Below are 26576 nucleotides of genomic sequence, written 5' to 3' on the forward strand. Positions count from 1 at the left end.
TAAATGTTTTGTGAACTAACTGGCAATTTTTACTCACGTCAATGTGCGGGAAACGGAACAAAACGCAGCCTCTTTATTCGTATCAGCCAGCAGCCCGGGAGAGTGGAGGAATTGGTCTGCCCTGCCATCAATAAATGGAGGGGCATATCCGGTAATTCCGCTGCTATGTTATTGCGATGAGAAGCAAGCTGGTTTTCAGCGCGAATCCGCAACAACAAAATACCCACGACAATATGAGAGTAAAAACGATGAGTTTAGATCGAGAAATGATGATTAGTCCCGTAGAGCCGGAAGATTATGACCAATGGCTACCCTATTGGAAGAGTTATCAGGAATTCTATAAGGTGCAGCTTTCCGATGAGGTCACTGCAACCACCTGGAATCGCTTTTTTAACCCTGACATACCAGTATATTGCGCGGTAGCAAGAGACGGTTTACGCATTGTCGGTTTCGTACACTTTGTTTTTCACGACTCTACACGGGGAATAAACCGTTATTGTTATCTGGAAGATCTTTTCGTTGATCCAACCACACGCGGAAAAAACATTGGCAAAAAACTGATTGAATATGTGAGAGAAAAGGCTCAAGGAGAAAACGGCGATCGTCTGTATTGGCATACGCAGGAAACCAATAAAACAGCCCAGCGGCTTTATGATTGGGTAGCAGAAAAACCCGGCGTTATAGAATACAGAATGCCGCTTTAACTGTAGTACTTATGCAGAAACTATAGTGCTTATGCAGAGTGAAACCTCCCTGTAAATAACGCCCCTCTACCCCACCCGCCGCACCGATTCCCTGACCACCACCTGCCCAGCCAGTTCAGTACGCTGGGCAATGCCGAGCGCCTGAGTGGGCGTCATTTGCTGCGCTAGCAGCTGTAGCGCGGCACGGGCGATGGTCTCAAACGGCAGGTGCACTGTGGTGAGTGAAACCGGCAGCATGTCGAACGGCAGAATGTCGTCCATGCCCATCACGGATATATCCTCCGGCACGCGTAGCCCGTGCTGATACAGCGCGTCGATCACGCCGATGGCCTGATTGTCCGCCGCACAGAAAATCGCAGTAACACCCAATCTGTCGGGGTTAGCCGTCAGCCAGCGCAGTAGCGCATCGCGTGCCGTACGAGGATGGAAATCCGGCAGTGACAGAATCAGATCCTCGTCCAGCGCAATGCCCGCCTGCGCGAGTGCATCACGATAGCCACGCTCGCGCTGTTTGATCGTCATGCGTGACGTCCAGGTCAAGTGCAGAATCCGCGTGTGACCTTGCTCGATCAGGTAACGCACTCCCGCCGCCGCCGCATAGTGGTTGGCAGGCGTGACGCTGCTCAGGCGCATGGAGGGATCTTCCCCGTTGATCAGCACCGCCGGAATACCGCTTTCTGCCACGGCGTTCAGCAGCGTCGGGTGATCGTCATTCACGATCAGAATACCGCTCTCTTTTCCGCCCTGAAGTTCACGCAGCAGTTGCTGTTCGTTAATGGTGTCGTGTTCCCCCAGAAACGGACGTAGCTGGATGTTACGTTGCAGACAGAGCGTTTTCAGGGCGTTAATCAGCGTTAGCGACACCAGATTGTACTCACTTTCCAGCATCAGGTTGCGCGGCGTCGCCAGCAGGATGTGGCGCAACGGTTCCGTTTGCGCCACAGTCGTCTTGGCCACCTTGTGCAGCGGATAGCCCTGCTCGGTCGCAATCGCCATGATGTGCTGCCTGACCTTGGCGCTGATCGGCGCCGTCCCATTCAGCGCACGAGAAACCGTGCTGATGGAAACTCCCGCGCGGTCAGCAATATCCTTGAGTGTCGCCATTATTTCATCCCCGTGTTGGCAATCCCCGTCGTGATGTATTTTTGCAGGAAGACGAACACCGCCGTCACCGGCAGAAGCGAGAGCATCGTCATCGCCAGTATATAGTGCCACTGCACCGAGAACTGCCCCTGAAACGCATTCAGGCCAATTTGCAGCGTAAAATTATCCTGGCTGGAGAGGACGATCAGCGGCCAGAGGAAGTCGTTCCAACGCCAGATCACCGAGAAGATCGCCAGCACCGCCAGCGCGGGTGCGGTCAGCGGTAGGATGATCTTCCAGTAAATACGGAACTCGCTGGCGGCATCAATGCGCGCTGCCTCGATCAGCTCATCGGGGATCGTCAGCATATATTGTCGCAGCAGGAACACACCGGTCGGCGTCGCCACCGTGGGAATAATCACGCCCCATAGGTTATCGCCCATGTTCAGGCCAATCACCACCAGAAACGTCGGCACCATCACCACCGACAGCGGAATCATCATGGTGGAAAGGAACAAAGTCAGCACCGTGGCGCGCCCACGAAACTCGTATTTCGACAGCGCAAACGCCGCCATCGAACTGAGCAACAGGGTTAAAAGCGTCGCCATCACCGTCACGAATACGGTGTTCTTCAGGTAGGTGGCAAAGTGAAACTTCGTTATCGGCGTCGTGTAATTCTCCGTCTCCAGATGCAACGCCTTCATTGGCACCAGATCTTTGGTCGACACACGCACCACCTCGCTCGGCGCATCCGGGTTCACCAACTGCGCAATCAGCCCGATGCGACGCACCAGCGCCATCGTTTTCGCTTCGCCGTCTTCCTGCTTAACCTGCCACAGCTCCAGCGGCTTCGGGTACTCCGGCAGCGTGATGGTATCCGCCGCCTGCGGCAGAAAACTCGGTGGAAAGCGATTGATCTCCGCAGGCGTTTTGAACGACGACATCGCCGCCCACATCACCGGAATCATCACCAGCAGCGTCCCCACCACCAGCCAGACCCAGCTCATGATATCCGTAATATGGATGCGTCCCGGATGACGGGTGCGGGTGAGAAATGCGATTATTTTCATCATGGCTCCCGTTATTTTTTCCCTTCCAGCCGACGCGTCAGCAGGAACTGCAATGCCGTCAGAATCATCAGCACCACGCCCATCAACACCGACGCTGCCGAAGCCAGCCCGTAAAGCGAGGCATTTGACGAGAAGGCGGTCTGGTAGATGTACTGCACGATAAAGCTGTTGGCCGTGCCGGGGCCGCCGCCGTTGGTCAGCACCCAGGCTTCATCAAAGATCTGCACGCTGTTGATGGTCAGCAGAATCACCACCACCAGAATATTCGGTGCCAGCAGCGGCAACGTCAGGCGATAAAAGCCCCGCCAGCGCGAGGTGCCGTCCACCGCCGCCGCCTCGTAAATATCACGCGGAATGGCCTGCAACCCAGCCAGCAGGATCAGGGTATAAAATCCAACGTGAAACCAGACGGAGACAAACACCACCCAGAAGCGCGAAAACGTCGGATCGAGCAGGAAGGTAATCGGCTGCCCGCCCAGCGACGACAGCACCAGATTCAGCAGGCCGTTGCGGTTCAGGAACCACTGCCAGATCAGACCAACGACCACCGGCGACAACAGTACCGGATAGAAGAACATGGCGCGGAAAAAGCCACGGGCGATAATCTTGCGGTTGAGGATCAGTGCCGTCACAAGCGCCACCAGCAGCGTACAGAGCACGTTGAAAAAGGTGAACGACACCGTGTTGTAGACGCCGGTCCAGAACAGATCCTGCTCACAGCTGGATGGCTCGGCGTAGTTGCCACAGCTCAGCAGCGTGGAAAAGTTATCTACGCCGACGTAGGGGCGTTCCCACAGCAGAATATTGGTGCCGCCGGTAAAGGCATAGCACACCGCCAGCAGAATCGGAATAAAGACAAAAACGGCGAACAGCAGCATATTCGGCGCGATAAAAAACCACGGCATCACTTTGCGGCCACCGAGTTTTTGTAGCAGATTCACCGCTTTTTCCACTGGCGTCACCAGCTTATCGATCAGCGATCCTGCGGGCAGTAAGGCAATCTTTTTCATGTCGTCCTCTCCCGTCGCGATAGTTAGTGCTCGGTACAACGCGGCAATGTGTCATCCGTTTTGCCATCGAACAGATGGCAGTACGTTGGCGGGAAGCGGACGAACACCGATTCACCTGCGGCGAACTCGCGGTGCTGCGCCAGATGGACGATCATCTCATCGTCAATACCGCCCATTCGCCCGTAGATAAAGGTTTCATGCCCCATCATTTCGCAGCGATCGACGCACAGCGCGATCCCCTCGCCTTCCCCCACCAGTTCACAATGTGAAGGGCGAATGCCGAGCGTCACCGCTTGCCCGACGGTACCGATAAACGGCAGCACCAGACGGTTACCGGATGGGCATTGCACCTCGACGCCATCCGCGCAGGTGGTGACAATCTGCGCCGGGAACATATTCATGCGCGGTGAGCCGATGAAGCCCGCGACAAATTTGTTTTTCGGCCGATTGAACAGCTCCAGCGGTGTGCCAACCTGCTCGATGCGACCCGCGTTCAGTACCACAATGCGCTGCGCCATCGTCATCGCTTCGACCTGATCGTGAGTCACGTAAATCATGGTGGTACGCAGTTTCTGGTGTAGGCGGGACAGCTCGCCGCGCGTCTGTACACGCAGCTTGGCATCCAGATTGGAGAGCGGTTCATCAAACAGGAACAGGTCGGGTTCACGCACGATCGCGCGCCCAATCGCCACGCGCTGCTGCTGCCCACCCGACAGCGCACGCGGTCGGCGATCCAGATACGGTTCCAGCCCCAGCATGCGGGCGGCCTCATCAATACGACGGATGATTTCGTCTTTCGGAAAGTGCAGGTTTTCCAGCCCGAACGCGAGGTTCTTGCGCACCGAGAGGTGCGGATAGAGCGCGTAAGACTGGAACACCATCGCAATTTTGCGTTCCGCTGGGGTGAGATCGTTCACCTTGCGGTTATCGATCCACAGCTCGCCGTTGCTGATCTCCTCCAGCCCGGCAATCATGCGCAGCAACGTGGATTTTCCACAGCCCGAGGGGCCGACAAAGACCATGAACTCACCGTCATGAATCGTTAAGTCCACACCTTTGATAATGCTCACCGCACCATAATTTTTGTGGACGTTTTTTAGTTCCAGACTCGCCATTGTCAGCCCTCGCAAACAGAATCTAACTGTGCCAATAACATCAGCATGACCAGCGCCTGCCCGTAAGGCACGGCGACATTGGGAATATCGCGATAGAACTGTAAGTCGTGTCCCATCGCTGTGCCGTCCGAGACACCTTGCACCACACCCTGCGCGTCAATCTGCGCCACCACGGCGGCATAGCCTTTTTCCAACACGTCCTGCGGGAAATCGCACAGCATCCCCAGCCGCCGCGCCGTCAGAATCCCGGCGATAAATCCGGCACTGGCGGAGGTTTCCAGCGGTGAATCCGGGTCATCCAGCAGCGTATGCCACAGGCCGGAATCATGCTGACAGCGCGCCAGCGTGGTCGTTTGCTGTTCCAGAATCGCTTCCAGCGTGCGCAGTACCGGCGCAGAAAGCTGATCTTCCGCCAGCACCCGCATTTCCGGCAGCACCAGCGTGATCCAGGCGTTGCCGCGCCCCCAGAACGCATTGGCATAGTGATGGCGGCCAACGAACGTCCAGCCGTGATACCACAGGCCACTGCGCACATCGGCCAGATAGCGTGCGTGCGTAACGAGCTGGTACTCCGCCTCTTCGATCAAATCGCGACGAGAGAGCAATTTCCCCGCAACCACCAGAAACAGACCGGCCATAAACAGCGTGTCATCCCACAGTTGCCCGGTGTTAGGCCGTTCTTTCACCGTGTGCTGGAAGCCGCCATCTTCGGTTTTTGGCAGCGAGTGCAGCAACCAGTCCGCCCAATCACTCACGGTGTCACGCCACTGCGCGCGCGCATCCGGTTTGTCCTGACACAGCAAGGCCAGCACCAGCATTGGGGCTGTCGAATTGATCTGACGCGGCGGTAACCCGGCATCCAGCTTTTGCTGATACCAGTTCGCCAGCGTCGTCAGCATGGTGTCATCCTGCGTCAGATGCGCCAGTTTCCAGAAGCCGTACAGCCCGACGCCGACTTCCCAATCCCACTCTTCAAATTGAATCGTCAGTCCGGCATCCGGTACGTCATCCTGCGTTACGCTGTCGATCGCCTTCAGGCGGCAAAATGCCCGCGCTACCTGCGCCAGCAGCGCTGCGGTTTGTTGTCGGTTAAGTGAACCTGTCTGCATGTCATGGGTTTCCTGTGTTGAACTGCGGGACGACCGGGACATCGTCGGGGAAGACGAAAGGCTGCTGCGCCACACTGAACCCTGCCTGGTGGCTAAAGGCCAGTTCGCCATAGTCGGGATCGTCGATACTTAAGCCATCGCTATCTTGCACCAGGGAACGCCCTCGGAAGCGGGCTGCGAACGCGGCAAATCCCTCTGCACCATCGCCGCTGTCCACGGCAACGAACCAGACGTTCTGCTCGCCATACGCTCGCAGTTCGCCTTCCGCCTGCTGGCCTGCGGTCGCAAACGGCTGCAATCCGGCGGGATTATGGAAGGCGGCATAGCCGTTGCCGCCGCGCGCAAAGCACCAGACGTCTTCAACGATGACCTCATCCAGCACGGTTTGTGGCAGATAAAGGTGCGTCCACGGTCGGACATCCTGTTGCAGATCGAACACCATCAGCGCACGATTACGATGTTGCATCAGGTGCGGCAAACGTCCGTTCCCCGCCCAGTAAGACGGACGGTGCACGCCGTCAGGACGATCTTCGCCGGGGTGATTCACCCACAGGCGAGCGGCATAGTGCGTGCCCAGCCGCACATCCAGCAGATGCTGCTGATGCCCTGGGCTGCCAGGGTGATGATCGAAAACGGAAGAAAAGGCGACGTCGCGCTGCTTCCAGGCGATGATACGGGCGCTGCGGTTCAACCCCTGCACCCAGCGTGCCTCCGCACCGTGCGGTAGTGAACAGTGCGCGATCCGATCTGTCGCTTCCGGCGGCTGGTAGTCGCTCAGACACAGCAGCGGCAGCGCGGCACAGTGCGGAATCAACCAGCCCTCGCCCCACATCAGCGCACACAGGCCGGACAGCTCCGTCAACATGCCGGAACGTAATTCTTTATCGTAGGCACGTCCCATCGTGCCAACCGCAACGCCGTTCTGATGCACCCACGCCGTCATCAGCATGATGCGGTCAATCACCACGCGGGATTTTTCGCGCAGATCGGCATCCTGCGCCAGTTCATACAGCGCCACTAGACCAATCAGATCGATGGGGTAATAGGCCGCCGAATTCCACTCCACCAGCCCGTGCTCCAGAATGGAATCAAACCAGCGCGTCAGGCGTTCGTGAGCTATCGTCTTCTGCTCCAGCCCGCGACGGCCGCTGCACGGGAAGGTGTCATCGGGGAAGTTCTGTCCGGCAAGATACTGTGCGACGTGGAAGCACAGGCAATGGTTTTCACTCCAGAACCACATGGTGTCGTTGCCCGGCTCATCAATCCAGTAGCGGAAGCCGAGAATCGCGCTGCGCACGCGCCGCCAGTCCTGCGGCGGTAACGCTTGCCCCTGATAGCGCTGCCACAGCCAAATCAGCGGCACCAGTTGGAAATCCGCGCAGTCTTCGCGGCGGCTGATTTTCTGCAATGCGCTGTTGAGAATCGTCGCCGCGGCATCATAGCCCTCGCCGGTATCGACAATCGCCAGCAGCCGACCGAGGCGCTCAAAACCGTGCAGCGCGGTATGCCGCAGTACGGCTTCACGCCGTGCCGCCAATGTCGGCAGCACTGGCATCGTTTGCTCAGGTAAGCGACCAAAGCTGAGGGTGCGCGTCAGCGTGATGCCGTTACAGGTCGCGGCACAGACCAGATCGTAGTAGCCAACCAAGACATCGGGTAAATCCACCTGCCAGCCCAGATTGCCGGCAGGCAGCGTCTGTTGCTGCTGCCACGCAGGGACGGACTCGTTAACGTTGCCAATCAAACGATGCGCCATCGTCACGGATGCCGGTAGCGGCTGCGTACTGTTCAATACCAGCACGGGCGGTTGGATCAGGTTATTCGCCAGCGTCAGCCCGTTCACCCAGCTATCCAGCGCTTTTAGCGATTCACTGAACGCCTGATTGTCGTCAAGCTGCCAGAAGAGCGCGTCTTCTCCCTGATAGCACAGGCTAAACAGATAATCGGTATCGCGCTCGCACAGCTCTTCACTGTGCACCACCAAGGTGTTCAGTCCCGCTCTCAACGGCAGTGCGATAACACAGGTTTGTTCGGTGTTGCGGGTAAAAGGCGTAAATCGGGTAACCTGTTCGCCGTTCAGCCACAGCGTGACGCCACCACAGGTACTGAGCGTAAACGGCGCCGTCTGCGCACGGTCACTGTGGATCACACAGCGAGCAAAGCGCTGAACGTGAACCGGACACGGCCAGAAATCGCTGAAATTCACACTGCGGCTTTCATCGCCGCCGCTCCACATCAGCGGGAAATGAAGATCTTCGGGTAACGTCACCTCGCGTTTTGCCTCTTCCTGCAAAAAGCGCACACGGCAGGGTAAAACACCGACATCGACAAAACCGTTAATAAAACGGTAATTCACCTTATCCGGCAGCGTATCCGGCTCGGCGAAATAACGTTTTTCCGTCAGTTCAGTCATCAGAAACCGATTAATGACGCCGTTCTTCTTTAATTTCCAACCGATATTCATACGATATCCCGTTTACAGCTTTGACAAATAAAATAACGAAAATGTATGACTGCACTTATTTCACTCTCGCGGTGCATACGATGCCAATATTTAGAGCATCGAAATATTTCCGCACCGTAATATCGCAATCAGAATGCAAATTTGCATAAAATCAGTGTTTGCATTCATTTATTGACATTTCGCATTAATAAATAAGATTCTCATATTTATATATGTGATTAATATCACAAAAATGCTTTATTTAAACCAACATTTAAAATATCTTTAACCTGCTTCACATAAATCAGTCAGGGTTCTGTCCATGATTGCACAATGAAAATGGCAAATTAATGCAAATTTGCATTAACCAGAACACAGAATAAATGTCAGGAATAAAATAAGCCTATTGCCAATAGCCAGGGTATTTCATACATAAATCAAACCTATGATGTGGAGATGTTTATGATACGTCCCAACACCGCGTTATTTTTTTCCGCCCTTGCACTGGGGTTATTCAGCAACAGCGCGTTAGCCGCCAAAACGCAAATAACATTTTTATATAGTGACGACGATCCCGAATTAGTGCATTTCATGGAACAGAAAGTGAAAGCTTTCTCCCAGAGCAATGCGCGCATTGATGTGAATTTTGTCAGCACTGGCTATAACGCGCTGCAAACACAATTACCGATGCAGCTGGCGGCGGGCTTAGGCCCCGATATTGCTAAAACCACGCAAATGGGGCTGCTCGGCTATACGCTGGATTTGCGCCCCTACCTGAAAGATCCCGCCGCCTTTGAGAAACGCTACAGCGCGGGTATCGAAAAGATTATGCGCGTGAAAGGCGTGCATAAAGCGGATGCGCTACCGGGCTTTGTCGCCTCCTGGACCGCCGATCTGCCATTTATTAACGTGACGCTGTTTGAGCAGGCGGGCGTTCCGCTCCCCCAATCGGGCTACACGATTGATGATTTGATGAAAGCCTCGAAGCTGGTCGCGGAAAAAACCGGCGTGCATATCCCCTTCACCATCGACCGCAGCGGCTTTCGTTTCTCTGGCCCAGCCTACTCTTACGGGGCACGCTACGATAAAGACGGGCTGATCAACTTTCCGGACGCGGCAGCACAGCAGTGGATTAAAGATCTGAAACGCTGGTCGGATGAAGGCGTGTTCCCGCGTGAAATGTGGGGCGCAGCGGGCGGCGGTCAGTACAAGAGCATGGCGGACGATTTCGTGAACGGTAACATCGTGACCTACTTCTCCGGCAACTGGCTGTTGAACCAATTCAGTAAGCAGATTGGCGACGGCTTTGACTGGAAAGTGCTGCCCGCACCTTGCAAAGAGAAGTGTATTTCGATGGGCGGCGCGACCTTTATCATGCCGTTCACCACCACCAAACACCCACAGGAAGTCGCCGAATTCATGGAGTGGCTGGGCAGCGAGCCGCTACAGCGTGAGATCGCCGAACGTTTCAATATCATCGTCGGTGCGGATATTAGCGATCTGCACTACCAGACCAAAGATAAGCACGTGATCGACGGTCTGAACACCGCGCGTGAGGAGATCAAAAAGATCCCGTCTTATGTCTTCGATTGGGAACGTATGGAAAGTCTGGGCGCGAACGAACTGTACCCCATCATCCTGACGCGCTTTACCCAATATCTGAACGATCAGGTGTCGTTTGATGAGTATCTGCGCCTGACGTCAAACGATGTGAAGCGCCTCAACGAAACGATCGCGACCAATCAACAACAGCGGAAAAACGCACCGTGAAAGGGCAACTGAGGGAGATCGGCATTGATGGCGATCGCCCCTTTGATCGGGCGCAGGAGAGCACGTTGTGCGAACAGCGCTGGCCGGGGCAAAGCCGCTATCTGCTGGTCACCGGCGGCTTTACCCGATTGCTGCACTGGCATGATGGCCTCCTGACCTGTCGCGGTGGCGAGAGCTTTCCCATCGGCATCCCAGCCAGCCTGTCGCGACTGGGGCTGTGGGCGGTGCAAGAGATGCTTCAAGCCGTTGAGGGCATCACCCCGCTGACGCCACTCAGTGAAGCGCTATTCCTGCACTTCGATAAGCATATCGATCGCGTGATCGACTGGTCAAAACACGCACAGGCCGCAGACTACAGCTCGCTCGGACGCGTTGTGCTGGCGCACCCGCAGGACACGCTGACGGTGCAACTGCTGACGCGCTGCGCGGGCGAGCTGACCCTGCTGCTCACCAGCCTGCCAGAATCACAGCGCGATGCGATTTTTCTCAGCGGTGATCTGGCGGCGGCTTGCCTTCCCTATCTGGATTCAGGAGCAAGCACATCATGACGACATGGCTCTATGCAGGTGTGGATGGCGGCGGCACAGGCTGTCGGGCGCGGATTTATCAGGCAGACGGTACGCCGCTCGGACAGGGACACGGCGGCCGCGCCAACTTGCTGCTCGGCGTGGAAAGCGTGCGCCAGTCGGTGGACGACGCCATTGCTCAGGCGTTGAAGCACAGCGGTTTTTCACCGAATGACGCCTCTCGGCTGAAAGTCGGGCTGGCACTCGCCAGCGCGGAACATCGCACCGCCTACGAGGCGTTTTTGGCGTTGTCACATCCTTACGCGACTCAGGTGCTCAATACCGATGCGTTGGGCGCTTGTCTGGCGGTCAACCAAGGGAAAGATGCGGGCGTAGTCATTGCCGGAACCGGCTCCTGCGGGCTGGCATGGCAAAACCAGACGATTACCGCCTATGGCGGCCATGAATTCCCCATTTCCGATCAGGGCAGCGGCGCACGCCTTGGGCTGGCGGCGCTGCAACATACCTATGATGTGCTGCAAGGCTGGTGCGCGCCGTCTGCACTCAGTCAGCGCATCGACAATTTCTTTTCTGCCCGCGCAGCGCCCGCGCAGGCCGCGAACACGCTCGACGCGCTACAGACGTTTAGTCAACAGGCGAAACCGGGCGACTATGCGCAGTTCGCCCGCCACGTATTTGACTGCGCTCAGCAGGAGGATGCCGTTTCTCACGCGCTACTGGCGCAGACGGCTAGCGAAATCGGCCTGCTGCTAGCCGCCGTGGCACGCCACGCGACGCCTCGCCTGTCGCTCATGGGCAGCATCGGCCTACATATCCGCCCCTGGCTATCCTCCAAATGGCAATCCCAACTCGCCGCCCCGATGGGCGATGCTCTCGACGGTGCACGATTGATTGCCTGTCATGATTATGCGTTATACAGCCATCCGTTATAAAAAATAAATAATGCCGGAGACATCAATGACATCATTCACTCGCAGAACTTTCGTCAAGCTCGGTGCAGGCAGTGCCATTACGCTAGCTGGCGGCTTTTTTCACGCCAACGCTAACGCGCCAACGTCCACCGGACCGCTGCGCATCGCCATTATTTCGGATGTCCACGTCCACAATATTTACGGCCACTACGATTTTGACGGCCTGCCTGATGCGAAGACCGGAAAGAAGCTGACCATCCGCACCCTAAAAGATTCGGTGAATTCGACCCGCATCTTCAATGAGCCTTACTTCGCCTTGCTGGCCGCGCTAGACGAACTGGCAAAACAGCAGGTGAAATACGTCGTACTATCCGGCGATTACTCTGATGATGGTCAACAGCCCACCGTTGAAGGTATTGCCGCCATCCTGACGCAGTATGAGCAGCGTCACGGCATGCGATTCTTCGCGACGACGGGCAACCACGACGTTAATCGCCCGCAGGGGGACGACTCCTCGGAGAGAATGCTCAATGCCGACGGCAGCAGCACCATGCTAAGCAGCAAATCCGACGTTAAGCTCGGCGACGCGCAGTCGCTGATTGTCACCGCCAAGATGCAGGCGCTCGGCTATGAGCGCGGCCTGCCGCTGATGAAGCCGTTTGGCTTCTTTAAACGCGACGATTTTCTGCACTGGGAAACGCCGTTTGGTGACAGCGATGAACTCAGTCAGCGCCAATATCTCGCCCGCTCGCCGGACGGCAGCAAACAGTGGAACATTGTGGACGCGTCCTATCTGGTGGAGCCAGAAGCGGGACTGTGGCTACTTTCCATCGATGCCAACGTGTATCAGGTTAAAAACGGACCGGAAAAGCGTGAGGAGATCAAAGGCTACTCCACCAGCACCGACACGGGCTGGAACGCCTTGTTGACGGAAAAACCGTTCATGCTGCCGTGGGTGAAATCGGTAGTGCAACGGGCGAAAGCGCAGAACAAAAAGCTGCTGGTGTTCTCGCACTATCCGCTGGTCGATTTCCTCGACGGCACGATAGAAGATGAAAAACAGCTCTTTGGCAGCAACAGCTTCATTAAACGCACGCCACGGCCAGAGGTTGCCGAACAGGCGCTGGCGGCAGGTATTCGCCTGCATTTTAGCGGCCATCTGCACGTTAACGACACCGGTGTGTATCGCAGTTCACAGGGCACGCTGGTGAATGTGGCGGTGCCATCGCTGGCCGCTTACCCGCCCGCGATGAAGCTGGCGACGCTGCATAGCGATCGGGTGGATATTGATACGCTGGTCTTGCGCAACGTGCCGCAGTTCAACCATCTGTTCCCGTTTTATCAGAAAGAGTTGGATCGCACGGGTGAACCGCTGGGCGACATCCTGAAAAGCCGCGATTATTACGATTTCCTGCACCATCATCTGGCGCTGCTGGTACGCCAGCGATTCCTGGTGAAAGACTGGCCGGAGGATTTATCGACCCTCATCACGACGCTGAACTGTGCCGATCTGCTGTGGATCGCACAACAACAGCAACCGCTCAGTGCCAAAACGCTGCCCGACGCCGCCGAGCGTAAACCGAATGCGGTTGCAGGTACAGATGGGTTACAGGATATTTCACTGCTCACGCTGGTGACCGACTGGTATTGCCTGCGCAACGGCAGCGATCTCGCCTGGCAGGATATTCCTGCTGCACGGGTGAAGCAGTACCGCGCACTGCTGACGGCCTACACGCCAACGACCACGCTGCCGCCGGACAGCCTGCAATACCGCTTCGGCCTGATGCTGAAAATCCTCGCCGGTTACATCAACGATGAGCCTGCAACCCGCTTTGTGGTTGATATGCAGGGGAATTTCTTAACAGTATAAGATTTTCTCTTTCGGGGGAGGCTTCGTGCGCCACGCTGAAGATAAAACTGAGCCAACTCATCTTGCTCACGGGTCTTCTCTTCACGGCGTAAAAAATTATGCTGAGGTGAACATAAACGCCGAGTGAGCGGCATGGACGCCGCGAAAGCCAGTGCCGCGTCGGGAACGCGTCACTGGCGGCTCGAAAAGCGGACATGGGCACCGAAGGAACCGCGTTAGCGGCATAATTTCCGCCAAAAGCCGGGGTTCATAGGGGGCTGGCTTAGCCCCCTATGTCGGGCGCGTGCTACGACGTAGCATGAAGATAACAGTGCTTGAAGCGCACGAAATATTCCCCCAAACCTAATCGACTTACATACTTTTTTACCGATTCCCTCTGTCGTCATCGTCAAAAAGTGATATGTTATAATATAACAAATAAACCTTTTATCGATGACAATGACAAGTTTTTACTCCCTCTCCGCGCTGAAGCGCGTGTTACTGGTTTCCCTACTGCTGGTGCTGTTGTGGCTATTGGTCGGGTGGGCAGTGGTGTTGCCATGATTGCACTACAGGAACTGGCCTGTGGCTATCGTCACCAGCCGCCGCTCGCGACACTCAGTGGATGCTTTCATCAGGGTTCACTGACGGCGATTATCGGTGCGAACGGCAGCGGAAAATCGACGCTGCTGAAAACGCTGGCAAGCCTGCTGCCGCCACTTTCCGGCACGTTCAGCGTCGGTAACGGCAGCCAAAAGAACGCTATCGGCTACTTGCCGCAGCTCTCCGAATTCGATCGCCAGTTTCCTATTAACGTACGCGATCTGGTGCTCATGGGGTCACTACCCCATCGTGGCTTGCTGCGGAGTATTAACGCCAACTGGCACCGCAAAGCACTTGATGCGCTCGACGCGGTCTCCATGGCGGACTTCGCCGATCGGCATATTGGCGTCCTGTCCGGTGGGCAATTACAGCGCGTACTCTTCGCCCGACTGCTGCTGACACAGGCTCCCATCATCCTGCTGGATGAGCCGTTTACCGGTGTCGATAGCCAGACTACGCAAGCGCTCTTGCAGATTATCAACCAGCTTCACGCCGAAGGCAGAACCATTCTTGCCGTATTGCACGACCTGGAACTGGTTGAGCAGCACTTTCCGGCGATCCTGCACCTCACTCCAGACGGCCATCGCTGGGGATATGCCCAGCCCATATTGGATAGCCTGCGCAAGGCGAAAAGTGAGACGCCAACACTCAGGATCGTCACGTCATGATGCTCTTTCACCTGATGACTTCTCCTTTTGCCGAATTCGGTTTTATGCGTCGTGCGCTGGTCGGCTGCCTGGTGATAACGTTGAGCGCCGCGCCGCTAGGCTGTTTCCTGCTGTTGCGGCGTATGAGCCTGATTGGCGATGCGCTGTCGCACGCGGTCTTACCCGGCGTCGCCATCGGCTACCTCATCTCTGGGATGTCGCTGCTGGCGATGGGGATCGGCGGTTTTATCGCCGGGCTGTCCGTCGCCATGCTTTCCGGCTTCGTCACCCGCCACACGGAATTGAAAGAGGACGCCAGCTTTGCCGGATTTTACCTCGGCTCGCTGGCGCTCGGCGTCACGCTGGTGTCACTACGCGGTTCCAGCGTCGATCTGTTGCATGTGCTGTTCGGATCGATTCTGGCAGTGGATCGCGACGCGCTGATCGACATTGCGCTGATCGGATCGACCTCCTTGCTGGTGCTAGCCGCTCTCTATCGAGCGTTGGTGATTGAGTCGTTTGACGTCACCTTCTTACGCATCAGTTCAGGGCGCTATCGGGCGCTGATCCACGGCCTGTTTCTGTCGCTGGTGGTGTTGAATCTGGTCGCTGGGTTCCAGCTGTTAGGCACGCTGATGACGGTCGGCATGATGATGCTGCCTGCCGCCAGCGCCCGCTTCTGGACGCAGCGCCTGCCCGTCATGCTCGGTATTGCGGTGCTGCAAGGGATGCTCGCCAGCCTGATTGGGCTGCTGTGGTCTTACTACGCCGAGCTGCCCGCCGGGCCTGCCATCATCCTGACGATGACGCTGTTCTTCTGTTTCTCGGTCTGCGTTGGTCACAACGGTGGGCTATTACGCCTGCGTCGGTGACCGATGAATTTCGTTATTTGCAACTGTCTGTGAGGGAAAAATGAAACGTTCACTGTTAGCTATTGCGTTATCTGGCCTGCTGCTTAGCCCACTGGCGATGGCAAAGAACCTTGATGTTGTCGCCAGCTTTTCCGTACTTGGCGATATGGTCAGCCACATCGGCGGCGATCGCGTTACCGTGACCGATCTGGTGAAGCCTAACGGCGATCCCCATGAGTTTGAACCGTCGCCGAAAGACAGCAAAACGCTGGCTCACGCCGATCTGGTTTTCGTTAACGGGCTGGGGCTGGAAGGCTGGCTCGACCGACTGGTCACCGCTTCCGGCTACCGTGGTGAAGTCATCACGGCATCAAATGGGATTGAAACGCGCTCGATGGTGGAAGACGGAAAAACCGAAACCGATCCGCATGCCTGGAACAGCATGAGCAACGGCGTGGTCTACGCACACAACATCGTCAATGCGCTGGTGAAAGCCGACCCAACGAATGCCGATTACTATCGCCAGCAGGGTGATGCCTACATCAAACAGCTACAGGGACTGGATAGCTACGCGAAGAAAACATTCGCCGACATTCCGCAAGAAAAACGTAAAGTGCTGACCAGCCATGATGCGTTCGGCTATTTCGGCCAAGCCTACGGCGTGACGTTCCTGTCGCCAGTGGGCTACTCTACCGAGTCGGAAGCCAGCAGCAAAAAAGTGGCCTCGCTGATTAAACAAATCAAACAAGAGAAGGTGAAAAGCTACTTCATTGAAAACCAGACCGATGGACGTCTGGTGAAGCAAATTGCCAATGCCAGCGGCGCACAGCCCGGTGGTGAGCTGTACCCGGAAGCACTAACTGATTCATCCGGCCCCGCGTCCACTTACACGGCAGCGTTTAAGCACAACGTCGATACCCTCGCCGCCAGCATGAAGTAGATACGCAATATTTAGCCAGCACGCAGGGGATCACGCCACGGATGGCACCCGCCCCCGCTTACACCAGCGTCAGATTAAACGTTTTGCCTGTCAACTGCGTCTGAACCTCAGGCGCCAGCGCGCTGTCAGTGATGATATCGGTCAGTTCCGACAGGGGGGTGACGCAGAACAATGAATACGCACCGTATTTACTGCTATCGGCCAGCAGTATCCGGCGGCTGGCATTCGCACCGAGATCTTGTTTCACGCCCGCTTTCTCTTCTGTCGGCGTCGTCACGCCTTTATCCAGACTCCACGAGTTGCAGCTGATAAACGCGATATCGGGATAAATGCTGCGTAACAGACGGCGGCCATGTTCGCCGATGCAGGACTGACTGCTGTCATCAATACGCCCACCGATAATCGTCACTTCTATCTGCTTAAACTCAGACAGAAACAGCGCGATTTGCAAATCAGCGGTAATCACACGCAGCGGCAAGTGCGTCAGGTTGCGCGCCAGTTCCAGCATGGTCGTTCCCGCATCCAGCACCACCGCGCTGCCCGGTTTTACCAGCGTCGCGGCATAGCGGGCTATCGCCTGCTTCTCCTGAAGGCTACGATGTAATTTCTCATTCGTAGTCGGCTGGGAAGGAATAAAACGATTGAGCGTCACGCCGCCGTGACTGCGACTAATCACGCCCTGTTCATCCAGCTTGATTAAATCACGACGGATCGTCGCCGGGGAGGCGTCGATCACGGACACCAGTTCATCTACCGTCACCAGATTATGGCTTTTCAGATAATCCATAATCTGATCAAGACGGCTCTGCCCTCTTACTTTATCCCCGCTCATGCGGAAAGCATCGGTTAATGTAGGATCCACGGCGATATCCATCTTGCTGTTGTTAAGCGATATATTCTTGGTTGCAGGATACCAGAAACCTTCCCGGAAACGGGAAGGAAGATCTCCTGCAATGCGCACTGTATCCCGTTTTCTTCGCTTACAAAACCGTACTGACAGCGATGATGAATTATCGCAAATCAGGCCAGTTGCATCGCGAGCTGAATAGAGATCGCCATACTTTCGCACTTCGCTTTACCCGTCCAGGCAATGTCAAACGCCGTACCGTGATCGGCCGAGGTGCGGATAAACGGCAAGCCAGCGGTGATGTTCACCCCATCATAGAAACCCAGCAGTTTAAGCGGAATATGGCCCTGATCGTGATACATCGCCACCACCATGTCGTACTGGCCTTCATACGCCTGTAAATAGACGGTATCCGGCGGGCACGGGCCATAAACATCAATGCCTTTGGCCTTCATGGCTTCAACCGATGGCGACACGATGGTGATCTCTTCATCACCAAACAGGCCATTCTCGCCCGCATGCGGGTTAACCCCGGCCACGGCAATACGTGGGTGGGAAAAGCCAACGCGTTTGAGGAAGACATCCGCCATCTCGATCACTGTTTCCACGCGGTCGCGGTTCAGCGTATCCAGGAACTTACGCAGCGCAATGTGCGTTGAAACATGGATCACCTTCAACTTATCGGTATACAGCACCATCGCATAGTCGCGGCTGTTGGTCAGTTTCGCCAGCAGTTCGGTGTGGCCCGGATAGAGGTGACCCGCCGAGTGCAGCGCTTCCTTATTGAGCGGCGCGGTGGCAATCGCATGGACTTCACCCGCCATCGCCAGCGCGGTCGCTTTCTGGATGCAGCGGTAAGCTAAATCGCCCGCCTGCGCCTGAACCACTCCCGGCTTCAGCGCCTGCGGATCTTCCAGCGGTTCATCAATAATATTGATTACGCCCGGCGCGAAGACTGCGTCAGCCGGCTTATCAATAACGTTTAGCTCTACGGCTGGCACGATATTCAGCGCCAGAATACGTCGCATCGTCTGTACGCAGCCCACCACCACAGCAGATGCGCCGGAAAGCTCGCCTTCGGCCAGCGATTTGATAATAATTTCCGGTCCAATCCCTGCCGGATCCCCCATCGTTACCGCAATAATTTTACTCACTGACCTTCTCCTCAATAAAACGTAAAACGTCGAGCAAAGTAGTTTCGTTGCCAAAACCCCCCGCTTTAGTCATCACGGGGGTTGTGCCGACAACGCTGTTCAGCAGGTATCCCCAGGGCACGCAGGATGCGATTTGCCCCTTAATCTGAAAGCCGGTCGCGCCCAGTGCGGTTGCCACAGCAATCGCAATGTCACCACCGGATAAATACAGCCCCCCCGGCCAATGCCGGTTAGCACTGTCCGTCGTCAGGCTGTCTAACGTCTGAACAATATTGCGCGTCAGTTCCCCCAGATAGTGGCTGATCGTTTCGCCAAGCTGCTGTCGGCTGAGCCCAAGCTCCCGACAGCGCGCGTCAATCTCGAAGCGCTGATTGTCGTTATGACAGGTACGAATAATGCAGTGACTCCCGTTCATCAGCGCCTTCACCGCGTCCTCACACTGGGATGCCATGACGGTGGACGAATCGGCTGAAAAGAGTGCGTTGATATCAAGCTCAACCAGCGCGACATCGCTGCGCAGTCTGACGGCCGCAATCTGTTTTTGAGCGATATCGCTCATCGAGCCGATGACAGCCAGCAGCGGCCTTTCAGTCTTGCGCGTAAAATTCTGCGTATTCGCCAGCGCCTCGCTCAGGCCCGCTGAACCGACCAGCAAGGGGCGAAACGGCAACGTTCTGGCGGCACCAACGATATGCGTCAGATCGTCCTGCACATCCGTATCAAGAATAATCAGACGTACACCCTCATCCGCCAACTGCTGCAAACGGTGGGCTAAAGTGGCCTGACGAACCTCATCAAGGTGTATTTCCGCCACTGGCAAAGCGGTTTGCTCCGCCAGGCGGGCGGCAATAGAAGATGAAGCCACCGGGGTTTTGGGATCGCTGGCAAATTCTGTGTCGGTAAGCAGACGACCATTCACCCAGACTTCACCTTTGCGGGTCACACGCCCCAGCGTCGGCGATGCGGCAGCAATCAGTGCAACGGGTACAGCGGCCGCAGACAGCGTAGCGGCCACTTCCGCTCCCAGATTCCCACGCAGCGTCGAGTCAATCTTCTTAATAATCCAGCCTTGTCCGTCGGCTGCTTGCCAGGCTGCAACCGCTTCTGCGGTACGTTGAGACGCCACGTCGTCACGCGCCGCACGGCTATCGGTGTTGATCACCACTGCATCGCCCAGTAAATCCGCATGCAGTTTATTAACGTCAAATACGACGCTAACCCGCGCGCCATGCTGCGCCAGACCGACGCCCGCATCATTGGCACCTGTAAAGTCATCAGCAACCACTAATACCTGTTCTGCTGATTGCTGCACGTTTGGCATACCTCATCCCCGCGTCATGATTACCTGACAATGATTATATTGAATCACATTTGATTATATGTGAGCAATATCAAATTATTTAAAAGGAATTTCACCTATAAATTACCACCACGATGTGGCAAATGGCGTTTATTAGTGATGACAACCACGCCATTTGACTGAAAGTAATCAACGCCGCAACCGTTATCATCATAGCGATAACGCTCTGGCGAAAGAGAAAAGGCAAGGTAATAAGCATGAACATCAATAGCACTATCCTCAGCGGTTACCGGGTACTTCAGGACATCAGTCACCTGTTGGCAGGGAAACAGCACGTTTTATTTGTCACCGACAAAAACATCGTCGGACTGCCTGACGTTCAGGCGCTGATCGCCCACGTTAAGCAAGCTGTTCCACAGGTTCTGTTGGTTGATCATGTTCCTGCCGAACCGAGCCAGCACGACGTCGCCCAGATATTGAGCCAGCTCAATCAAATCCAAACCGATCTGGTCATCGGCGTAGGCGGCGGCAGCGTGCTGGATGTTGCCAAACTGCTTTCCGTGCTGTGCGCGGGCGATGACAGCGTCACGCTGGATAGCCTACTGTCAGGAGAGAAGCCGACTCGCCGCACGACATCCCTCCTTATCCCGACCACCGCAGGAACCGGCTCAGAAGCCACGCCGAATGCCATTCTGGCGATCCCTGAAAAAGAGACCAAAGTCGGCATTATTACGCCAGTGATGCTGCCGGATTACGTTGCGCTGGTGCCGGAACTGACCATCAGCATGCCGTCGCATATTGCCGCTTCAACCGGTATCGATGCGCTCTGCCACCTGATCGAGTGCTTCACCTCGACGATTGCCAACCCGGTCAGCGACAACTACGCGTTGATTGGCCTGAAAAAGCTGTTTGCCAACCTCGAAACCTCCGTGCGCGAACCGAACAATATGGAAGCCAAGCTGAATATGCTGTGGGCGTCCTATTACGGCGGGGCTGCTATTGCCCACTCGGGTACGCATCTGGTTCATGCCATGTCTTATCCGCTGGGCGGCAAATATCACATCCCGCACGGCGTGGCGAACGCCATCCTGCTCGCCCCTTGCATGCGTTTCGTGCAAGACGCCGCGCAGGACAAATTCGCACAGGCGTATGACCTACTGCCGGATGCCGACCTGACGCTGAGTACCGCGGAAAAAGCGCAGGCGCTGGTGGCCTATTTCAGCGAGTTGGTTAAACGACTCAATCTGCCTAACACCTTACAGCAGCTCGGCGTGGAAAAAGACCACCTGCCGTACCTGGTTGATGCCGCGCTACAGGTTCAACGTCTGATGAAAAACGTACCAACGCAGGTCAGCGCCGACGATGTCCGTGAGGTTTATCTGACCCTGTTTTAAAGCACGCAGGTTTAGGTAGAACGGTTTTAACTTTTCATCTTTTTGATTACGTGTCACGAGGAAGAACAATGAATAAAAATATTACCGGCGTCCTAACCGCCATCGTCACGCCATTTGATAACCAGGGCGAATTTAACCCCGCAGCCATGCGCCTTCAGGTACAGCGCCAGATGCGCTACGGCAACGGTATTTTCTGTAACGGCACCAACGGTGAGTTTTTCGTTCTACACACCGATGAGAAAGTAGCCGTCACAGAAACCTGCGTGGATGAAGTTGCCGGAAAAGTACCGGTTGTCGGCCACATCGGTGAAATCTCCACGCGGGAAACCATCAAGCTCGGCAAGCGCATCGCCGCGCTGGGTGTTGATGCCGTTTCAGTCATCACCCCGTATTTCATCCCACTCAAACAGGAAGAACTGATTGCCCACTACACCGCCGTCGCCGATGCGCTGACTGTGCCGGTGTTTCTCTACAACATTCCTGCGCGCACGGGGAATACGCTGGCACCGGAAACCGTCCGCACGTTGGCGGATCACCCGAACATCATCGGCATCAAAGACAGCGCAGGCAGCTATGAAAGCCTGAGCGGTTATGTGCAAGCGGTGAAAGGTGTACAGGGCTTTAACGTTCTGAACGGCCCAGACTCGCTCATTCACCAGGGCTTTGTCGACGGCTGCTCCGCTTGTATTTCCGGGCTGGCTAACGTGGCACCGGAACCGATCAGCCAGATTTGGCACCGCTTTCACGCGGGTGACATCGAAGGCTCTCGTCAGGCACAAGAACAGGTTGCCGAGTTGCGTAAGACACTGTACGCCATCGCGTTCTCACCGGCTGTGGTGAAAAAAGCGCTGGCGATTATGGGTGAAGATGTCGGTGTTAGCCGCTATCCGATCCAGTTTTCCGCACAGGATGAAGACAACATCCGCAACATACTGAGTCAATTCTCGCAGTAACAGAGAAATATCAATTTCCACTTATAGGCCGAGAAGATATGAACCATTTTAACTTAACTGATACCCTCATCATCGTTGGGATGATTGTGTTTTATATCGCATTCACCTCATGGTTAACCTACAAGCTCCGCAGTAAATCGAACACCGAATTCATGGAAGGCTCACGCGCGCTGCCGGCGTTTATCGTCGGCATCCTGCTGATGACCGAGTTCATCGGTGCCAAATCCACCATCGGTACGGCACAGTCCGCCTTTGAGAACGGCTTTGCCGCATCATGGTCAGTCATTGGTGCCGCCATCGGTTTCCCGCTGTTTGGTATGATTCTGGTGAAGAAGATTTATAACACCGGGAAAATCACCATCTCCGGTGCCATTGCCGAGAAATACGGAACCAGCACCAAGAACATCATTTCAATCATCATGATCTATGCGCTGTTGCTGGTGAACGTGGGCAACTACGTCAGCGGCGCGGCAGCCATCGCCACGGTATTGAAAGTCTCCCTGCCTGTCGCCGCGTTGATCACCGCTGTCGTCAGTACCTTCTACTACTATTTCGGTGGCTTGAAAGGGACGGCCTACATCACGCTAATCCACAGTGCCGTGAAGTACGCTGGCGTGATGATCATCCTGTTTGTAGCATTGAAAATGACCGGCGGCTTCAAGCCAATGATCGAACAAATGCCGGATTACTACTGGACGTGGGACGGTAAACTCGGTGCCAGCACCATCTTCGCCTGGCTGATCGGGACCATCGGTTCTATCTTCTGTACGCAGTTCGTGATTCAGGCCATTTCATCAACAAAAGATGCCACCAGCGCCAAACGTGCCACCTGGGTTGCCTTCTTCTTCTGTATGCCGATTGCGCTTGCTATTGCGGTCATCGGTGTTGCGGCGAAGTTTGCTCACCCTGAAATTAACAGCCTGTACGCGATGCCTGTCTTCCTGCAAGACATGAACCCGTGGCTCGCCGGTCTGGTCACTACATCACTGGTCGCATCTATCTTCATCAGTGTGAGTATGGTGGCACTGGCTATCGTTTCCCTGCTGATTAAGGACTTCTACGTTCCTTACTGGAAACCGACGCCAGAAAAAGAAATGAAAATGACCCGGATCCTCTCGCTTGTCGTAGGTTTCGCGCCGCTCGTCTTCGTTCTGTTCGTCCCTGAAATCCTGAAGCTGTCGTTCTTTACCCGTGCCATTCGCCTGTCGATTTCCGTGGTTGCCGTCATTGCGTTCTATCTGCCGTTTTTCAACAGCGCACGCGGCGCAAACGCCAGCCTGATCTCCGCCTGCGTGGTCACCTCCGTCTGGTATATTCTCGGTAACCCATACGGCATCGATAACATGTACGTCGCGTTGATTACCCCAGCTATCGTCATGTTGATCGATCGCATGATTCCGAACAAAGCGAACAAAATCAAAATCTCTCCAACTGAAAATAAATCAGGAGCCTGAGTCATGAGTAGCGAAACCATTACTGTGGAACGTAGCGGAAAAGTTCATCACGCAGAAGGCGATGCCGCGCGTCTGGATGCCTACATTCCATCGGAATGCCCGCAGAATCATGCGGCCAACCTGCTCCATCTGCCAAACGGCGATGTACTGTGTGTCTGGTTTGGTGGCACACAAGAAGGGATTGCGGATATCTCTATCTACATGTCCCGCCTGGCGAAAGGCAGCGATAACTGGAGTAAAGCCGTTAAGCTGTCTGAAGATGCTACGCGTTCCGAGCAGAACCCGGTTCTGTTCCTCGCGCCGGACAACGTGCTGTGGCTGCTGTACACCGCGCAGAAATCCGGTAATCAGGACACCGCCATTGTGCGCTACCGTCAGTCTACGGATTTGGGCGCCACCTGGGGTGAGATCGATACGCTGCTCGATCAGCCGGGCACCTTCATCCGCCAGCCCATCACCGTGTTGGCAAACGGTGACTGGCTGCTGCCAGTATTCTACTGCCGCGTTCAGCCGGGTGAGAAATGGGTTGGCAACGATGATGACAGCGCCGTGAAAATTTCCAGCGATCAGGGGAAAACCTGGCAGGAATATCCGGTGCCAAACAGCACGGGCTGCGTGCATATGAACATCACCCCGTTGCTGGATGGCACACTGTTGGCGCTGTACCGCAGCCGCTGGGCGGATTTCATCTACCAAAGTCATTCAACGGACGGCGGTAAAACCTGGTCAGATCCCGTGCCAACCGATTTACCGAACAACAATTCGTCCATTCAGGTGACGACGCTGCAAAACGGCCATCTGGCGCTGGTGTTCAATCACATGAGCGCCGCTGATGCCACCGAGCGCCGTCTGTCGCTGTACGATGAAATCGAGGATGAAGAAGACAAAGCCAGCAATGCCAAAATGCCGGAAGTGCAAGCCGGTGGTCGTAGCGCCTTCTGGGGTGCGCCGCGAGCCCCGATGACACTCGCCATTTCGGAAGACGGCGGTAAGAGCTGGCCGTGGCAGCGTAATATCGAAGTGGGCGACGGCTACTGCATGACCAATAATTCAACCGAGAAGCTGAACCGCGAGTTCTCTTACCCCAGCGTCAAGCAAGCGCAGGACGGTAAGCTGCACGTGGCGTTCACCTACTTCCGTCAAGCGATCAAGCACGTCGTGGTAAGCGAGGAGTGGGTCAAAGCGAACTAAACCGCGCTCAGCCCGTACAAAACTATTTGCGAAACGAAAACGGTGATAATGGGATAGAAGAGTAAAGCGTCCGCGCCAAGGATGGCGCGGCTCGAGCTTACAGGGACGTACTTGCAGCGTCTTTACGATCTACCCATTACCACCGCCCGACGTACCTTGTCAGCAGGGGGGATATCCCTGCTATACCCGGGATATGATTATGATTGCAGGAAACCTCAACACCCTCAAACTCGCCACGCTGCCCGATGCACTGTGGACCATTCTGTCCGCACCGGGCATGTCGTTAGCTGAACTGAATGCGCTGCCCGAAGGCCGTTATCAGCCGGAAGGCGCCGAATGGTTCTACAACATCGGCACCGTGAACACCGCACCGCGCGCCACGCGACATACCGAATTCCACAGCAACTATCTCGATATTCAACTGATTCTGGAAGGCGAGGAGATTATCGGTTACGGTCTGAATGATGTGCATGGTCAGCCCGCGACTGAACGTAAGCCGGATCTCTATATTCTGGATAATCCTCAGGTGCCGCATCAGATCCACCTACAGGCAGGCGACTTTGTCACGTTTTATCCGGGCGAAGCCCATCAGGCACTGTGTGCGATTAACGACAGCCCTGCACCGGTCAAAAAAGCCGTGTTTAAAATCCCCGTAACGTTGTTGCAATAAGAACAGTTATACCCTAAATAATTCGGGTTGCAGGCAGGCGGCAACCGCGCGAATCCCCAGGAGCTTACACAAGTAAGTGACTGGGGGAAAGTAAGGGAAGCCAACGCACATGCAGCTTGAAGTATGACGGGTATATAAGGAGACGTATTTCATGTCATCTACAGCCCCTAAACACGCGCTAATTACCGGTAGCAGCTCAGGGATCGGTGCCGCCATCACACAAAAATTACTGGCGGAAGGCTGGCGGGTAACAGGTCTGTCACGCAAGCCGGGTGACTATTCACATCCAAATTTTACCCACCGCGCAGTGGATATCATGGATACGCCCGCGCTGACGGCCATTCTGGACGAGATTACGCAGGTTGATGCCGTCATCCATGCCGCTGGCATTATGAAAGCAGCCCCGCTCGGTCAGCTTTCGCTGGAAGACGGTGAAACGCTATGGCGCTTGCATATCAACGCGGCACAGGTGCTTGCCGATCGTCTGGTCGATAAACTGCCGCAGGGTGGAAGAATTGTACTGCTGGGCAGCCGCACGTCCAGCGGTTCGGCAGGACGTAGCCAGTACGTCACAACCAAATCCGCGATGATCGGCATGGCGAGAAGCTGGGCGGCAGAACTGGCCCCACGCGGCATTACGGTAAACATCGTCGCGCCAGGCGCCACAGAAACCCCGATGTTGACCATGCCGGGGCGGCAAAGTTCTCCGCCGAAGCTGCCGCCAATTGGGCGCTTCATCCAGCCACAGGAAGTGGCCGATCTGGTAGGCTATTTGCTCTCCCCTTCTGCGGCAGCCATTACCGGCCAGCAGTTGGTGATGTGTGGTGGTGCATCGCTGTAATCTGATACACAGGAATAGCGGCATGATTTATCACAGGACAGTTGCCGCTTATTCCACACCTATCCCCGTCATACTTCAAGTTGCATGTGCGTTGGCTGCGTTCGTTACTCGGCTCATCCATGAGCCTCGCCCTAAAGGGA

At 55.6% G+C, this 26576-nt stretch carries 23 protein-coding genes; 14 read left to right on the forward strand and 9 right to left on the reverse strand.

Features of this window, described 5'->3' with window-relative positions; genetic code table 11:
• Window positions 1-248 precede the first annotated feature (248 nt).
• Window positions 249-704 carry a GNAT family N-acetyltransferase gene (locus tag KKH3_RS16210; RefSeq protein WP_039362538.1) on the forward strand — a complete coding sequence of 152 codons (456 nt, stop codon included), beginning with the start codon at window positions 249-251 and terminating at the stop codon, window positions 702-704.
• 66 nt (window positions 705-770) lie between these two features.
• Here KKH3_RS16210 and KKH3_RS16215 read toward each other — a convergent pair whose 3' ends face one another.
• The 6 genes from KKH3_RS16215 to KKH3_RS16240 are packed head-to-tail and all read right to left on the reverse strand — an operon-like array spanning window position 771 to window position 8555.
• Window positions 771-1808 (reverse strand): LacI family DNA-binding transcriptional regulator, encoded by a 1038-nt coding sequence (locus KKH3_RS16215; RefSeq protein ID WP_039361460.1) that lies wholly within the window; start codon window positions 1806-1808, stop codon window positions 771-773.
• Window positions 1808-2860: a carbohydrate ABC transporter permease gene (locus KKH3_RS16220; RefSeq protein WP_039361463.1), complete on the reverse strand. Its 1053-nt coding sequence runs from the start codon at window positions 2858-2860 to the stop codon at window positions 1808-1810. The genes KKH3_RS16215 and KKH3_RS16220 overlap by 1 nt, the downstream gene beginning before the upstream one ends.
• A gap of 8 nt (window positions 2861-2868) precedes the next feature.
• A complete protein-coding gene (locus tag KKH3_RS16225; protein ID WP_039361464.1) occupies window positions 2869-3867 on the reverse strand; it encodes a carbohydrate ABC transporter permease in 999 nt (332 codons plus the stop codon).
• A gap of 23 nt (window positions 3868-3890) precedes the next feature.
• A complete protein-coding gene (locus tag KKH3_RS16230) occupies window positions 3891-4982 on the reverse strand; it encodes an ABC transporter ATP-binding protein (RefSeq protein ID WP_039361466.1) in 1092 nt (363 codons plus the stop codon).
• Between the two features lie 2 nt (window positions 4983-4984).
• The gene (gene bglB / locus KKH3_RS16235; RefSeq protein WP_039361468.1) at window positions 4985-6091 is read right to left on the reverse strand and encodes a beta-galactosidase BglB; all 1107 of its coding nucleotides are present in this window, start codon (window positions 6089-6091) and stop codon (window positions 4985-4987) included.
• A 1-nt stretch (window position 6092) separates the two neighbouring features.
• Window positions 6093-8555 carry a hypothetical protein gene (locus KKH3_RS16240; protein WP_039361470.1) on the reverse strand — a complete coding sequence of 821 codons (2463 nt, stop codon included), beginning with the start codon at window positions 8553-8555 and terminating at the stop codon, window positions 6093-6095.
• 441 nt (window positions 8556-8996) lie between these two features.
• On the opposite strand from KKH3_RS16240, the gene KKH3_RS16245 reads away from it, so the two are divergent.
• The 7 genes from KKH3_RS16245 to KKH3_RS16275 all read left to right on the forward strand — a co-directional run bounded on the left by KKH3_RS16245 (window position 8997) and on the right by KKH3_RS16275 (window position 16632).
• Window positions 8997-10304 (forward strand): ABC transporter substrate-binding protein, encoded by a 1308-nt coding sequence (locus tag KKH3_RS16245; protein WP_039361472.1) that lies wholly within the window; start codon window positions 8997-8999, stop codon window positions 10302-10304.
• Complete coding sequence (locus tag KKH3_RS16250) at window positions 10301-10852, forward strand: glucosamine kinase (protein WP_039361474.1); 552 nt, start codon at window positions 10301-10303, stop codon at window positions 10850-10852. Before KKH3_RS16245 ends, KKH3_RS16250 begins: the two co-directional genes overlap by 4 nt.
• On the forward strand, window positions 10849-11763 hold the full coding sequence (locus KKH3_RS16255; RefSeq protein ID WP_039361476.1) for a glucosamine kinase nucleotide-binding domain-containing protein: 915 nt from the start codon (window positions 10849-10851) through the stop codon (window positions 11761-11763). Before KKH3_RS16250 ends, KKH3_RS16255 begins: the two co-directional genes overlap by 4 nt.
• A gap of 25 nt (window positions 11764-11788) precedes the next feature.
• Window positions 11789-13612, forward strand: coding sequence for a metallophosphoesterase (locus KKH3_RS16260; RefSeq protein WP_039361478.1), 1824 nt, complete (start codon window positions 11789-11791; stop codon window positions 13610-13612).
• Window positions 13613-14151: 539 nt separating this feature from the next.
• Window positions 14152-14862: a metal ABC transporter ATP-binding protein gene (locus KKH3_RS16265; RefSeq protein ID WP_039361480.1), complete on the forward strand. Its 711-nt coding sequence runs from the start codon at window positions 14152-14154 to the stop codon at window positions 14860-14862.
• Window positions 14859-15713 carry a metal ABC transporter permease gene (locus KKH3_RS16270; RefSeq protein ID WP_039361482.1) on the forward strand — a complete coding sequence of 285 codons (855 nt, stop codon included), beginning with the start codon at window positions 14859-14861 and terminating at the stop codon, window positions 15711-15713. The genes KKH3_RS16265 and KKH3_RS16270 overlap by 4 nt, the downstream gene beginning before the upstream one ends.
• A gap of 40 nt (window positions 15714-15753) precedes the next feature.
• A complete protein-coding gene (locus tag KKH3_RS16275) occupies window positions 15754-16632 on the forward strand; it encodes a metal ABC transporter substrate-binding protein (protein WP_039361484.1) in 879 nt (292 codons plus the stop codon).
• A 58-nt stretch (window positions 16633-16690) separates the two neighbouring features.
• On the opposite strand, the gene KKH3_RS16280 is transcribed toward KKH3_RS16275, so the two are convergent.
• From KKH3_RS16280 to dtnK, 3 genes are all read right to left on the reverse strand, one after another.
• Window positions 16691-17506, reverse strand: coding sequence for a DeoR/GlpR family DNA-binding transcription regulator (locus tag KKH3_RS16280; RefSeq protein WP_039361486.1), 816 nt, complete (start codon window positions 17504-17506; stop codon window positions 16691-16693).
• Window positions 17507-17652: 146 nt separating this feature from the next.
• Complete coding sequence (locus tag KKH3_RS16285; RefSeq protein ID WP_039361488.1) at window positions 17653-18633, reverse strand: D-threonate 4-phosphate dehydrogenase; 981 nt, start codon at window positions 18631-18633, stop codon at window positions 17653-17655.
• On the reverse strand, window positions 18626-19954 hold the full coding sequence (dtnK, locus tag KKH3_RS16290) for a D-threonate kinase (RefSeq protein WP_039361490.1): 1329 nt from the start codon (window positions 19952-19954) through the stop codon (window positions 18626-18628). Before dtnK ends, KKH3_RS16285 begins: the two co-directional genes overlap by 8 nt.
• Window positions 19955-20190: 236 nt before the next feature.
• Here dtnK and KKH3_RS16295 point away from each other — a divergent pair, with 236 nt between their 5' ends.
• From KKH3_RS16295 to KKH3_RS16320, 6 genes are all read left to right on the forward strand, one after another.
• Window positions 20191-21327, forward strand: a complete 1137-nt coding sequence (locus tag KKH3_RS16295; protein WP_039361492.1) for an iron-containing alcohol dehydrogenase — start codon at window positions 20191-20193, stop codon at window positions 21325-21327.
• Window positions 21328-21395: 68 nt separating this feature from the next.
• Complete coding sequence (locus tag KKH3_RS16300) at window positions 21396-22280, forward strand: dihydrodipicolinate synthase family protein (RefSeq protein WP_039361494.1); 885 nt, start codon at window positions 21396-21398, stop codon at window positions 22278-22280.
• Window positions 22281-22318: 38 nt separating this feature from the next.
• Window positions 22319-23734, forward strand: a complete 1416-nt coding sequence (locus KKH3_RS16305; protein ID WP_039361496.1) for a sodium:solute symporter family protein — start codon at window positions 22319-22321, stop codon at window positions 23732-23734.
• Window positions 23735-23737: 3 nt separating this feature from the next.
• Entirely contained in the window at window positions 23738-24925 is a 1188-nt protein-coding gene (locus KKH3_RS16310) for a sialidase family protein (RefSeq protein WP_039361498.1), read from the forward strand.
• A gap of 199 nt (window positions 24926-25124) precedes the next feature.
• Window positions 25125-25595 (forward strand): NanQ anomerase/TabA/YiaL family protein, encoded by a 471-nt coding sequence (locus tag KKH3_RS16315; protein ID WP_039362542.1) that lies wholly within the window; start codon window positions 25125-25127, stop codon window positions 25593-25595.
• Window positions 25596-25746: 151 nt separating this feature from the next.
• Window positions 25747-26436, forward strand: a complete 690-nt coding sequence (locus tag KKH3_RS16320; protein WP_039361499.1) for an SDR family NAD(P)-dependent oxidoreductase — start codon at window positions 25747-25749, stop codon at window positions 26434-26436.
• The last annotated feature ends 140 nt before the right edge of the window (window positions 26437-26576 follow it).

The organism is Pectobacterium actinidiae (genome assembly GCF_000803315.1).
In the GTDB taxonomy this organism is placed as follows: Bacteria; Pseudomonadota; Gammaproteobacteria; order Enterobacterales; family Enterobacteriaceae; genus Pectobacterium; species Pectobacterium actinidiae.

Bases quoted from the DNA above. Each gene is read 5' to 3' on its own strand.
- KKH3_RS16210 (WP_039362538.1), top strand. From the start codon at position 249: ATGAGTTTAGATCGAGAAATGATGATTAGTCCCGTAGAGCCGGAAGAT.
- KKH3_RS16215 (WP_039361460.1), bottom strand. From the start codon at position 1,808: ATGGCGACACTCAAGGATATTGCTGACCGCGCGGGAGTTTCCATCAGC.
- KKH3_RS16220 (WP_039361463.1), bottom strand. From the start codon at position 2,860: ATGATGAAAATAATCGCATTTCTCACCCGCACCCGTCATCCGGGACGC.
- KKH3_RS16225 (WP_039361464.1), bottom strand. From the start codon at position 3,867: ATGAAAAAGATTGCCTTACTGCCCGCAGGATCGCTGATCGATAAGCTG.
- KKH3_RS16230 (WP_039361466.1), bottom strand. From the start codon at position 4,982: ATGGCGAGTCTGGAACTAAAAAACGTCCACAAAAATTATGGTGCGGTG.
- bglB (WP_039361468.1), bottom strand. From the start codon at position 6,091: ATGCAGACAGGTTCACTTAACCGACAACAAACCGCAGCGCTGCTGGCG.
- KKH3_RS16240 (WP_039361470.1), bottom strand. From the start codon at position 8,555: ATGAATATCGGTTGGAAATTAAAGAAGAACGGCGTCATTAATCGGTTT.
- KKH3_RS16245 (WP_039361472.1), top strand. From the start codon at position 8,997: ATGATACGTCCCAACACCGCGTTATTTTTTTCCGCCCTTGCACTGGGG.
- KKH3_RS16255 (WP_039361476.1), top strand. From the start codon at position 10,849: ATGACGACATGGCTCTATGCAGGTGTGGATGGCGGCGGCACAGGCTGT.
- KKH3_RS16260 (WP_039361478.1), top strand. From the start codon at position 11,789: ATGACATCATTCACTCGCAGAACTTTCGTCAAGCTCGGTGCAGGCAGT.
- KKH3_RS16265 (WP_039361480.1), top strand. From the start codon at position 14,152: ATGATTGCACTACAGGAACTGGCCTGTGGCTATCGTCACCAGCCGCCG.
- KKH3_RS16270 (WP_039361482.1), top strand. From the start codon at position 14,859: ATGATGCTCTTTCACCTGATGACTTCTCCTTTTGCCGAATTCGGTTTT.
- KKH3_RS16275 (WP_039361484.1), top strand. From the start codon at position 15,754: ATGAAACGTTCACTGTTAGCTATTGCGTTATCTGGCCTGCTGCTTAGC.
- KKH3_RS16280 (WP_039361486.1), bottom strand. From the start codon at position 17,506: ATGGATATCGCCGTGGATCCTACATTAACCGATGCTTTCCGCATGAGC.
- dtnK (WP_039361490.1), bottom strand. From the start codon at position 19,954: ATGCCAAACGTGCAGCAATCAGCAGAACAGGTATTAGTGGTTGCTGAT.
- KKH3_RS16295 (WP_039361492.1), top strand. From the start codon at position 20,191: ATGAACATCAATAGCACTATCCTCAGCGGTTACCGGGTACTTCAGGAC.
- KKH3_RS16300 (WP_039361494.1), top strand. From the start codon at position 21,396: ATGAATAAAAATATTACCGGCGTCCTAACCGCCATCGTCACGCCATTT.
- KKH3_RS16305 (WP_039361496.1), top strand. From the start codon at position 22,319: ATGAACCATTTTAACTTAACTGATACCCTCATCATCGTTGGGATGATT.
- KKH3_RS16310 (WP_039361498.1), top strand. From the start codon at position 23,738: ATGAGTAGCGAAACCATTACTGTGGAACGTAGCGGAAAAGTTCATCAC.
- KKH3_RS16315 (WP_039362542.1), top strand. From the start codon at position 25,125: ATGATTGCAGGAAACCTCAACACCCTCAAACTCGCCACGCTGCCCGAT.
- KKH3_RS16320 (WP_039361499.1), top strand. From the start codon at position 25,747: ATGTCATCTACAGCCCCTAAACACGCGCTAATTACCGGTAGCAGCTCA.